Genomic DNA, 11,374 nt, shown 5'->3' with positions numbered 1-11,374 from the left:
TGACCATGAACAATCTCGTTATCGCCACCCTGGCCCTGCTCGGCAGCGCTGCTGTACACGCCGCCGACGTCGATCAAGCGTTGATCAAACAAGGCGAATACCTCGCCCGCGCCGGTGACTGCGTGGCCTGCCATACCGCCAAGGGCGGCAAGCCGTTCGCTGGTGGCCTGCCGATGGAAACCCCGATCGGCACGATTTACTCGACCAACATCACCCCCGACCAAACCGGCGTCGGTGATTACAGCTTCGAGGACTTCGACAAGGCCGTGCGCCATGGTGTCGCGAAAAACGGCAGTACGTTGTACCCGGCCATGCCGTATCCGTCCTACGCCCGCGTCAGTGAAGGCGACATGAAAGCGCTGTACGCCTACTTCATGCACGGCGTCGAACCGGTCGCGCAGGAGAACAAAGCCAGCGACATTCCATGGCCGCTGAGCATGCGCTGGCCGCTGATGGGCTGGCGCTGGATGTTTGCGCCGAAAGTCGAGGACTACAAGGCAACCTCGGACGATCCAGTCATCGACCGTGGCGCCTATCTGGTCGAAGGCCTCGGCCATTGCGGCGCCTGCCATACGCCACGGGCCCTGACCATGCAGGAAAAATCCCTGAGCGCCACCGACGGCAAAAACTTCCTCGCCGGCAGTGCGCCGCTGGAAGGCTGGATCGCCAAGAGCCTGCGCGGTGATCACAAGGACGGTCTCGGCAGCTGGAGCGAAGCGCAACTGGTGCAGTTCCTCAAGACCGGACGCAGCGACCGCAGCGCGGTGTTCGGCGGCATGAGCGACGTGGTGACCCACAGCATGCAATACATGACCGACGCCGACCTGACCGCGATCGCCCGCTACCTCAAGTCGTTGCCGGCCAATGATCCTGCCGATCAGCCGCACCAGTACGACGAAAAAGCGGCCAAGGCTCTATGGAACGGTGACGACAGCCAACGCGGCGCAGCGGTGTACATCGACAACTGCGCGGCCTGCCACCGTACCGACGGCCATGGCTATACCCGGGTGTTCCCGGCGCTGGCCGGCAATCCGGTGCTGCAATCGGAAGACCCGACGTCGCTGATCCACATCGTGCTCAAGGGCGGCACCCTGCCGGCCACCCACTCGGCGCCGTCGACCTTCACCATGCCGGGTTTCGCCTGGCGCTTGTCGGATCAGGAAGTAGCCGATGTGGTGAGTTTTATTCGCGGCAGTTGGGGTAACAAGGGCGCGCCGGTCAAGGCTGACGATGTCGCAAGCCTGCGCAAGAACGATATGCAGGCGACTTCCAGGGATGATTTGGGGCAAGTCACCACGCATAACTGACGGCTGTGATTGATACGCCGCTGGCACGGTGCGACTTTTCGTGCGGTGTCAGCGGCCGATCAACGCTTGGACTGAAAGCCTTTGAACTGCGCAAATGCATCGGCCAGCTGCAGGTAAAGCTTCTCGTCGTATTTGTCGATGTCGCCATCGCCGTCAGCATCGACAGCGTCTTCGGAGATCACGTCATAACGACCATTGGCCTGCGACGACGAAGCATAGAGCGAATAGTCGTAATCCATCATCTCGGTCGCGTCTTCATCGTAGTGATAAAACGCGATTTCCGGACTTTCATCTCGGTCCATATCCGAGATTTCCAGCAGTATTCTGATAGCCATGAATAAAATCCCTCAGACTTGAATCCGTGCTTGAGATTAGAGTTGGGGATAATTCCAGTCTACTGTCAGAGTTGACAGGGTGTATAACCACTCAGTCAGTCACGTTGTTCCATCCGTGCTGTAAATGCATACACCTGTCAAGTCTGACAGTAGACGCTCGCATTTACGTTACCTAATGTGCAAAGGGACATAGATTCAGGTCCTTAATATTGCGCTGGCAGGGAGCACACAGACATGAGCTACTCACTGTTATATGAGTTCAGAGACACGGATGGGAATGGCACAGCTGAAGCGGTAATTTCCCGATACAACAATGGTGATGCTGTTAATTCATTGCCCGACATCGTCGTCACAGCGTACGCCAATATCGCCAACGGGAAATATGACACGGTAAGTGGAGTCGACGACGTTGAGGGTGACGGCGACACTGATGAGGATGACGACTCCTATTACACCCTGGCAGGCGACCTCGCCTCTGCGATTGTCGGCTTGAGCACCGTCGGCGCGGGACGTCTTTACAGTTGCATGCTTATCTCATTTGCAGACAACGCCTCAAAGGGCAAACTTGCCGACGTCAATATTGGCTTGTTTAATGTCGCAAACTCCGATTTGACTCGCCCGGATTCAGTCGTGACCGTCACGGGTTATGACAAGGGATTGTATAAAAAAGTGATGGGGTCGACGGACGCTGACGGTGATAACGATATTGATCTGGACGATGAGTTTATTTTCAGAAAAATCGCGGGTTCCTTTGCATCAATGAGGGACTTTAATATTTGAAATAATCACTCACATGGTTGCTACCGTTTTGACCAATCACTGTCCGACAAAAACCTGCAGGCGTAAATCATGCAGGTTTTTTTGCATTTGTCGCCGTGTGCGTTACGGATTAACGATACTTGCATAAGCCTTGGCCAATGCCACTAACTTGGCCTTGTCATCACTATCTATATCACCGTCGCCGTCTACATCTTTTTTGTCCGTGCGAATGGTAAAGGACTTGCCTTGATCGCTGGACACCGCGACCACGTAGATCGAATCGACCAGAGCTTCGGTCGACAACTCCTCCTCGGCATTCCACCCCAGTTCCTTGCGGGCAAGTTGCATCGAAACAATGGTATTGGGTTCCGATTGGCTCGGCAGCAACATTTGTAGGAATACACCACGCTGATTAAGAAACGACATAAATTAAATCCTTTTAGAGTTCATATACAGGCATCAGTGCCGGTAAGTTTCGAAGGCTATAGTTGATAACTTTCCTTCACAACCCAACATATGTTTCGTGGGTTTTCTCTTTTTCCAGTTATTTATATGAACAACCCAGCACATGGCAGACCTAAACCGTGCCCGTATTCTTTGGCCGAACGGTACTGGATCGTTAAGGGCGTAACCTTGTACTGTATGCATGTACAGATTCGAGGTTCGCGCAATGATCAACCCTCTCCCCCCGCGCGGTCGCGGCACCGCGACCAATCCGCACAACCGCTTTGCGCCGAACCGTTCGGTGGCCGAGGATGACGGCTGGTATCAGGAAGTGCCCGAAACGCAGAACACCGAGGTGATGATCGAAACCGCGAAAACCATCATCACCCGCAACACCTCGCCGGACCTGCCCTTCGACCGCTCGATCAACCCCTACCGAGGCTGCGAGCATGGCTGCATCTATTGCTACGCGCGGCCCAGCCATGCCTATTGGGACATGTCGCCCGGGCTGGATTTCGAAACCAGGCTGATTGCCAAGACCAACGCCGCCCAAGTGCTGGAAGAACAGCTCGGGAAAAAAGGCTATCAATGCGCGCCGATCAACCTGGGCTCCAATACCGATCCGTATCAGCCGATCGAGCGCGAACACAAAATCACCCGCCAGACCCTCGAAGTGCTGCTGCGCTATCGGCATCCGGTGACCATCATCACCAAGGGTTCGCTGATCTTGCGCGACCTCGACCTGCTCACTGAACTGGCGCAGCAAAGGCTGGTGGCGGTGATGATCAGCCTGACCACACTGGACGACGAACTCAAACGCATCCTCGAACCCCGCGCCGCAGCGCCCAAGGCCCGGCTGCGGGCGATCCGGGTAATGCGCGACGCGGGGATTCCAGTGGGTGTGCTGTGTTCGCCAATGATTCCGATGATCAATGACAGTGAGATCGAAAGCCTGCTGACTGAGGCGCATGCGGCCGGCGCGCAGAGCGCTGCGTACATGATGCTGCGGCTGCCGCTGGAAGTGGCGCCGCTGTTCGAGGAATGGCTGCAGGCGCACTACCCGCAGCGGGCGGCCCATGTGCTGAGCCTGATCCGCCAGAGCCGTGGCGGTGAACTCTACGACAGCCGTTTTGGCGCACGCATGCGCGGCGAAGGGGTGTTCGCCGACCTGCTGGCGCAGCGCTTTGCCAAAGCCATCAAGCGTTTAGGCATGAATCATCGCGAGGGCTACAACCTCGATTGCACAGCGTTCTGTCCGCCGGGACGCCAGATGTCGTTGATTTAGCAAATCCCTCGAGGTCGCAAACTCGCGTCTATTGAAGTCAGTAAAAAACGGGAACCCTTCGCAGAGCCTTTACGCGGGAACAAAGCCTGTATGAATTCATACAGGCTTTGTTTTTATTCAAGGATTGATAATGGCGCTATAAGCCTTGGCCAGGGCGATTAACTTTGCCTGATCATGACGGTCGATATCACCATCGCCGTCTACATCTTTAAGCCCGCCAATTTTAAACGTTTTGCCTTTATCGGACGATATTGCACCCACGACCTTGGAATCAACAAGCATCTCGGATACCAGTCCGGTCGCTGGATCAGTCACTGCTTTCTTAGTTGAAAAGCGCATTTCCACTAGAATTTCGCTTCGAGGGACAGTTATTTCGACCCTCTCTAAAAAAACCCCTCGAACACTGTCTGGACGTGCAATTGATGTCATAAAAAATCCCTTTCAAGTTTGTTTGCCTAATGACTTCCATGGCTCTTCGGATAATACGCACCGCTGTCAAAGTGGCAATCCACTATATGTTGCATCAAGTATCGTAGTTTTAATCGGCAACTGTTCGCGCGCCCCAATCCCTGAGTACCCCTGGCGCAGCAGCCAAGGTGAGGTGCCGGCGGCGAGCTCGCTGGCTCGAGGGCTTCGGGGTAAATCACACCGCCTTCTGTCCGCCGGGTCGCCAGATGTCGTTGATTTAGCGACAATTAGTCGATGGTTGATGGGTTGGAATCCTTCCGCCGGAACAGGCCAGTCACGTTTTTCGTGACCTGGAACACACGTTCTAGAGCGCTTGATTCAGTTTGAGTTAAGTTTCGGCGGCTACCTTGTTCATCGAGTGACTGACGGGTCGGGATGACCCGGATGTTTTAAACAGCCACTGGCTTCATACCGGAATACACGGGAACGACTCCCCGAATCCGCCAAAGAGGATGAATCATGAGTGACAAGGATAAACAGCCTTTGGCTGCGTCGGCGCAAGCCGTCCCTGGGGCGGAATCCGCCGATGCAGCGCTGCGAACGATCGTTGACGGCTTTTTGCATTTTCATCATGAGGTCTTCCCGCAGCAGGAAGAACTCTTCAAGAAACTCGCCACGGCGCAATCGCCCCGGGCAATGTTCATCACCTGCGCCGACTCGCGCATCGTCCCTGAGCTGATCACCCAGAGCTCCCCGGGTGATCTGTTCGTGACCCGTAACGTCGGCAACGTCGTGCCGCCTTACGGCCAGATGAACGGCGGCGTTTCCACCGCAATCGAGTACGCGGTGCTGGCGCTGGGCGTGCAGCACATCATCATCTGCGGCCATTCCGATTGCGGCGCCATGCGTGCGGTGCTCAACCCGGACAGCCTGGAAAAAATGCCGACGGTCAAAGCCTGGCTGCGCCACGCCGAAGTCGCGAAAACCATGGTGCACGACAACTGTCACTGCGCCGACGAAAAAGAAAGCATGCCGATCCTCACCGAGGAAAACGTCATCGCCCAACTGCAGCACTTGCGTACCCATCCTTCGGTAGCCTCGCGCATGGCGAACGGTCATCTGTTCATCCATGGCTGGGTCTACAACATCGAAACCAGCGAAATCAAAGCTTACGACGCGGATCAGGGACGTTTCCTGCCGCTCGATGGCAGCCACCCGATTCCGGTGGCGACGCCCAAAGCGCGCTTCTAAATCTTCCTAAAAATCTGTGTGGTTTGACGCCGGCCGCTGTTTCAGTGGCCTGGCCTCGCCACGCCTGAAGAAAGCTTCGGGAGAATCACCATGCGTGCTGCTCAATTGAAAGCGGTTCTGCCACGGGAGCTGTTGGCTTCGGTGGTTGTGTTCCTGGTCGCCCTGCCATTGTGCATGGGTATCGCAATTGCTTCCGGGTTGCCACCGGCCAAAGGCCTGATCACCGGGATCATCGGCGGTCTGGTGGTGGGTTGGCTGGCGGGTTCGCCGTTGCAGGTCAGCGGGCCGGCGGCGGGTCTGGCGGTGCTGGTGTTCGAACTGGTGCGTCAGCACGGTATCGAGATGCTCGGGCCGACTCTGCTGCTCGCAGGTTTCCTGCAACTGGTGGCCGGTCGCCTGAAGCTCGGTTGCTGGTTTCGGGTCACGGCGCCAGCAGTGGTGTACGGCATGCTCGCCGGGATCGGGGTGTTGATCGTGCTCTCGCAGGTGCATGTGATGCTCGACGCCAAGCCGCAACCTTCCGGTCTGGATAACCTGACGGCCTTCCCCGGCGCGGTGGCGCAAGCCTTGCCGTCGTTTGGGTGGCAGGCCGGGTTACTCGGGCTGGCGACCATTGCGGTGATGTGGCTGTGGGAGAAATTCCGTCCGCACTCGCTGCGGTTTATTCCCGGCGCGTTGCTCGGCGTAGGTCTGGCCACGGGCGCCAGCCTGCTGCTGGCGTTGCCGGTGAAACGGGTCGAGGTGCCGGAGAATCTGGCCGAAGCCATCGACTGGCTGAAACCGGCGGACCTGCTCAGCCTGGCCGACCCGACGCTACTGATCGCGGCATTTGCCGTGGCGTTTATCGCCAGCGCCGAAACCCTGCTGTCTGCGGCGGCAGTAGACCGCATGCACAGTGGCGTACGTTCTGACTTTGACCGTGAGCTGTCAGCGCAAGGTGTCGGCAACATGCTCTGCGGGCTGGTCGGTGCGCTGCCGATGACCGGGGTGATTGTGCGCAGTTCGGCCAACGTCCAGGCCGGCGCGACCACCCGTTATTCGACGATCTTTCATGGCCTGTGGCTGCTGGGGTTCGTGTTGTTGCTGTCGAGCGTGCTGCAAAGCATTCCGGTGGCGAGTCTGGCCGGGGTGCTGGTCTACACCGGTTTCAAACTGGTCGACCTCAAGGCCTTTCGCGGTCTGGGCCGTTACGGGCGGATGCCGATGTTCACCTACGCCGCCACGGCGCTGGCGATCATCTTCACCGACCTGTTGACCGGGGTACTGATCGGTTTCGGTCTGACCCTGCTGAAACTGGCGTTCAAGGCGTCGCGCCTGAAGATCAGCCTGATCGACCTGCCGCAGGATGGCGAGATGGAGTTACGCCTGGTGGGCGCGGCGACCTTCCTCAAGGTGCCAGCCTTGACCCAGGTGCTGGGCAGCATTCCCGAAGGTACGACGGTGCATGTACCGCTCAATAACCTGAGCTACATCGACCATTCGTGTCTGGAGTTGCTGGAAGAGTGGGGCCGGGCGAATGCGGCGAAGGGGTCGAAGCTGTTGATCGAGTCGCGCGGGTTGAAGCGACGGCTTGAGGGGCGGGTTCGGACCAATACTGGTGTCGGCGCCGCCGGCTGAATCTCCAGGTTGAACTCAAACCCTGCAGGAGTGAGCCTGCTCGCGATGGCGATCGTTTCAATCAACATCTCTGTTGACTGACCCATCGCCATCGCGAGCAGGCTCACTCCGACATTGGATTGTGCGTGGCTTACGCGGCTGGCTGATCCAGTTCCAGGCCCACGCCCAGGCGGCGGCCCATGCATGGCCAGCGCTTCCACGCAGCACCGGTATCCGGGCTGCTCAGCTTGTCGCGGTAAGCTTCGACCGATTCCAGCGCAAAGCTCTCGTCGTCGAGCATTTCGTCGATGGTGTGATGCACCACTTCGTCCAGTTGATTGGCAAATTCCTCACCGAGCAATTGGTGAGCAATCAGATTGGCGACCGTCATGTCCAGGGGGATCAGTGGCTGGCCGAGGTGCTTGATGTACAGGTCGTTGACCTCTTCGACAAAGCGGTGTGCCAGATAGGCTTCGTCCAGCAGACTGTCCAGACCCACCGGCGGCTGGATAAAGTACTGCTCGGCGATTCTCAGCACCGGTTTGATCTGTGACTCGATTCCCGCTTCCCTGGCGACTTCATTGGCTGCATCCAGCATGTCTGGTACTTCGTCGATATAGGCGGTGACGAAGCTCGTCAACGCTTCTTCACGGTTAGCGTCCGGCAACTGGATGGCCGAATGCAGATGAGGCAACTTGGCTTCCAGCTGACGCTTGAGCCGTCCGGTTTGGTTTTCGGTTTGTCGGGCTTTTTGGATCTGCTCGCGCAATGCGGCGGTGTTCATGAAAACTCCAGGGTACAAGGCAATGAAATAGGGAAGACATAAGTTAGCTGGCTTACGAAAAATGCTAAGACGCATTTGTCATAATTATTTCATCCTTGATGCACCGGCGTTATATCGGTTCGCCACCACTCGTCTGCATCCTTCTCCATTCGTGCCCTCGAACGCAAGTACCCGCTGTTTCAGTTCATTTACGTCGGCACATTGCAAATTCCGCTCGCTGTCTATACTCGCCAGTGAATGGAGTTAGCTGATGACGCCCGACTGCACCCGCAGCAAGGCCCGGCGATTCAAGTTCGTAGTCTGATGCAGCCGCTCCCTTGCCGCAGGCGTTACGCCTCCGGGATAACAAGAACGATAAGGGGAACCCGCAATGATGCGACATCCACACGTCTGGATGGGCCTCCTGTTGTGGTCGATTTTCAGCCCGGCCCACGCGGCCTGGACTGTGAATATGGCGCCTGGAGCGACTGAGATCAGTCACGCAGTATTCGATCTGCACATGACCATTTTCTGGATCTGTGTGGTGATCGGAGTCATCGTCTTCGGCGCCATGTTCTGGTCGATGATGGTGCACCGCCGTTCAACCGGGCAGGTCGCCGCAAAATTCCACGAAAGCACCACCGTCGAAATTCTCTGGACCGTCGTGCCGCTGCTGATCCTGGTGGCAATGGCCGTTCCGGCAACCGCCACCCTGATCAAGATGTACGACACCAGTGAGCCGGATATTGATATCCAGATCACCGGTTATCAGTGGAAGTGGCACTACAAATACCTGGGCCAGGACGTCGAATTCTTCAGCAACCTGGCCACGCCCGCCGAGCAGATCCACAACAAGGAAGCCAAGGGCGAGCACTACTTGCTTGAGGTCGACAAGCCATTGGTGCTGCCGACCGGGGCCAAGGTGCGCTTCCTCGTGACCTCCGCCGACGTGATCCACTCCTGGTGGGTGCCGGCATTCGCGGTCAAGCGCGATGCGATCCCGGGGTTTGTCAACGAAGCCTGGACCCGGATCGACAAGCCCGGCCTCTACCGTGGCCAGTGCGCCGAACTGTGCGGCAAGGATCACGGCTTCATGCCGATCGTGGTCGAGGTCAAAGAGAAGGCCGACTACGAGAAGTGGCTCGCCGAGCGCAAAGCCGAGGCCGCGCAGCTCAAGGAGCTGACCAGCAAGGAATGGACCCTCGACGAGCTTAAAGAGCGCGGCGACAAGGTCTATCACACCACCTGCGTGGCCTGTCACCAGGCCGAGGGCCAGGGCCTGCCGCCGATGTTCCCGGCGCTCAAGGGCTCGAAAATCGCCACCGGCCCGATCAAGGATCACCTGAGCATTGTCTTCCACGGCAAGCCCGGCACCGCCATGGCGGCGTTCGGCAAGCAGCTGTCGGAAGTCGATATCGCAGCGGTCGTGACCTACGAACGTAACGCCTGGGGCAACAACAAGGGCGACATGGTCACGCCAAAAGAAGTGCTGGAGCTGAAACAGGCGGAAAGCAAATGAACCGGTCTATCGCGTACGTCGTGAACCGGCCGGGGCAGCGCGCCCCGGCCCGCCCCACCCACTCACGTAAAGGAGACCGGCCATGAGCGCTGTCATTGATGACCACGGTCATGCCGACCACGCCCACGGCCCCGCCAAAGGCCTGATGCGCTGGGTGCTGACCACCAACCACAAGGACATCGGCACGCTGTACCTGTGGTTTGCGTTCCTGATGTTCCTGCTTGGCGGCTCGTTCGCCATGGTGATCCGCGCCGAGCTGTTCCAGCCCGGTTTGCAGATCGTCGAGCCGGCATTCTTCAACCAGATGACCACCATGCATGGTCTGGTGATGGTCTTCGGTGCGGTGATGCCGGCGTTCGTCGGCCTCGCCAACTGGATGATCCCGTTGATGATCGGCGCGCCGGACATGGCCCTGCCACGGATGAACAACTTCAGCTTCTGGCTGTTGCCGGCGGCGTTTCTGCTGCTGGTCTCGACCCTGTTCAGCCCCGGTGGCGGGCCGAACTTCGGCTGGACGTTCTACGCGCCACTGTCCACCACCTACGCGCCGGAAAGCGTGACGTTCTTCATCTTTGCCATCCACCTGATGGGGATCAGTTCGATCATGGGCGCGATCAACGTGATCGCCACCATCCTCAACCTGCGTGCCCCCGGCATGACCCTGATGAAAATGCCGCTGTTCGTCTGGACCTGGCTGATCACCGCGTTCCTGCTGATCGCGGTGATGCCGGTGCTGGCCGGGTGCGTGACGATGATGCTGATGGACATCCACTTCGGCACCAGTTTCTTCAGTGCCGCCGGTGGCGGTGACCCGGTGCTGTTCCAGCATGTGTTCTGGTTCTTCGGCCACCCCGAGGTGTACATCATGATCCTGCCGGCCTTCGGCGCCGTCAGCCAGATCATCCCGACCTTCTCGCGCAAGCCGCTGTTCGGCTACACCTCAATGGTCTATGCGACGGCGAGCATCGCGTTCCTGTCGTTCATCGTCTGGGCGCACCACATGTTCGTGGTCGGCATCCCGCTGGTGGGCGAGCTGTTCTTCATGTACGCAACCATGCTCATCGCCGTGCCGACCGGGGTGAAGGTGTTCAACTGGGCCAGCACCATGTGGCAGGGCTCGCTGACTTTCGAGACACCGATGCTGTTTGCCGTGGCGTTCGTGATCCTGTTCTCGATCGGCGGTTTTTCCGGGTTGATGCTGGCCATCGCCCCGGCGGACTTCCAGTACCAGGACACCTACTTCGTGGTCGCGCACTTCCACTACGTGCTGGTGCCCGGGGCGATCTTCGGGATCTTCGCCTCGGCCTATTACTGGCTGCCAAAGTGGACCGGGCACATGTACGACGAAACCCTCGGCAAGCTGCACTTCTGGCTGTCGTTCGTCGGCATGAACCTGACCTTCTTCCCGATGCACTTTGTGGGTCTGGCGGGGATGCCCCGGCGGATCCCGGACTACAACCTGCAGTTCGCCGACTTCAACATGGTCTCGTCGATCGGCGCGTTCATGTTCGGCGCCACGCAGATCTTCTTCCTGTTCATCGTGATCAAGACCATTCGCGGTGGCGTGCCAGCCCCGGCCAAACCGTGGGATGGTGCCGAAGGGCTGGAGTGGAGCGTGCCGTCGCCGGCGCCGTATCACACCTTTACTACGCCGCCGGAAGTGAAATGACTGTGGGAGCGAGCTTGCTCGCGAAGAACGATAACTCG

The 11,374-nt window shown here is 58.3% G+C and carries 11 protein-coding genes; 7 read left to right on the top strand and 4 right to left on the bottom strand.

Features of this window, described 5'->3' with window-relative positions:
* Positions 1 to 5: 5 nt before the first annotated feature.
* Complete coding sequence (locus ACXX9E_RS06065) at positions 6 to 1,307, top strand: c-type cytochrome (protein WP_458555159.1); 1,302 nt, start codon at positions 6 to 8, stop codon at positions 1,305 to 1,307.
* Between the two features lie 59 nt (positions 1,308 to 1,366).
* Here ACXX9E_RS06065 and ACXX9E_RS06060 read toward each other — a convergent pair whose 3' ends face one another.
* Positions 1,367 to 1,642, bottom strand: a complete 276-nt coding sequence (locus ACXX9E_RS06060) for a hypothetical protein (protein WP_123470245.1) — start codon at positions 1,640 to 1,642, stop codon at positions 1,367 to 1,369.
* Between the two features lie 234 nt (positions 1,643 to 1,876).
* Here ACXX9E_RS06060 and ACXX9E_RS06055 point away from each other — a divergent pair, with 234 nt between their 5' ends.
* A complete protein-coding gene (locus ACXX9E_RS06055) occupies positions 1,877 to 2,422 on the top strand; it encodes a hypothetical protein (RefSeq protein ID WP_458555158.1) in 546 nt (181 codons plus the stop codon).
* Positions 2,423 to 2,524: 102 nt separating this feature from the next.
* Here ACXX9E_RS06055 and ACXX9E_RS06050 read toward each other — a convergent pair whose 3' ends face one another.
* The gene (locus tag ACXX9E_RS06050; RefSeq protein WP_123470241.1) at positions 2,525 to 2,827 is read right to left on the bottom strand and encodes a hypothetical protein; all 303 of its coding nucleotides are present in this window, start codon (positions 2,825 to 2,827) and stop codon (positions 2,525 to 2,527) included.
* Positions 2,828 to 3,071: 244 nt separating this feature from the next.
* Here ACXX9E_RS06050 and ACXX9E_RS06045 point away from each other — a divergent pair, with 244 nt between their 5' ends.
* Positions 3,072 to 4,130 (top strand): PA0069 family radical SAM protein, encoded by a 1,059-nt coding sequence (locus ACXX9E_RS06045; RefSeq protein WP_222833962.1) that lies wholly within the window; start codon positions 3,072 to 3,074, stop codon positions 4,128 to 4,130.
* A gap of 117 nt (positions 4,131 to 4,247) precedes the next feature.
* On the opposite strand, the gene ACXX9E_RS06040 is transcribed toward ACXX9E_RS06045, so the two are convergent.
* Positions 4,248 to 4,559: a hypothetical protein gene (locus ACXX9E_RS06040; protein ID WP_128615048.1), complete on the bottom strand. Its 312-nt coding sequence runs from the start codon at positions 4,557 to 4,559 to the stop codon at positions 4,248 to 4,250.
* Between the two features lie 498 nt (positions 4,560 to 5,057).
* On the opposite strand from ACXX9E_RS06040, the gene ACXX9E_RS06035 reads away from it, so the two are divergent.
* Positions 5,058 to 5,789, top strand: coding sequence for a carbonic anhydrase (locus tag ACXX9E_RS06035; protein ID WP_123470235.1), 732 nt, complete (start codon positions 5,058 to 5,060; stop codon positions 5,787 to 5,789).
* A gap of 90 nt (positions 5,790 to 5,879) precedes the next feature.
* A complete protein-coding gene (locus ACXX9E_RS06030) occupies positions 5,880 to 7,406 on the top strand; it encodes a SulP family inorganic anion transporter (RefSeq protein ID WP_458555157.1) in 1,527 nt (508 codons plus the stop codon).
* A 130-nt stretch (positions 7,407 to 7,536) separates the two neighbouring features.
* Here ACXX9E_RS06030 and ACXX9E_RS06025 read toward each other — a convergent pair whose 3' ends face one another.
* Entirely contained in the window at positions 7,537 to 8,169 is a 633-nt protein-coding gene (locus ACXX9E_RS06025) for a hypothetical protein (protein ID WP_128615046.1), read from the bottom strand.
* A 370-nt stretch (positions 8,170 to 8,539) separates the two neighbouring features.
* Here ACXX9E_RS06025 and coxB point away from each other — a divergent pair, with 370 nt between their 5' ends.
* Both coxB and ctaD read left to right on the top strand, forming a co-directional pair.
* Positions 8,540 to 9,667, top strand: a complete 1,128-nt coding sequence (coxB, locus tag ACXX9E_RS06020) for a cytochrome c oxidase subunit II (RefSeq protein WP_128615045.1) — start codon at positions 8,540 to 8,542, stop codon at positions 9,665 to 9,667.
* A gap of 82 nt (positions 9,668 to 9,749) precedes the next feature.
* Positions 9,750 to 11,336, top strand: a complete 1,587-nt coding sequence (gene ctaD / locus ACXX9E_RS06015) for a cytochrome c oxidase subunit I (RefSeq protein WP_128615044.1) — start codon at positions 9,750 to 9,752, stop codon at positions 11,334 to 11,336.
* Positions 11,337 to 11,374 lie beyond the last annotated feature (38 nt).

It is taken from the genome of Pseudomonas sp. GNP014, from assembly GCF_054344005.1.
Note: the sequence above shows the minus strand (reverse complement) of the source record. Positions and strands in the feature narration are given on the sequence as shown.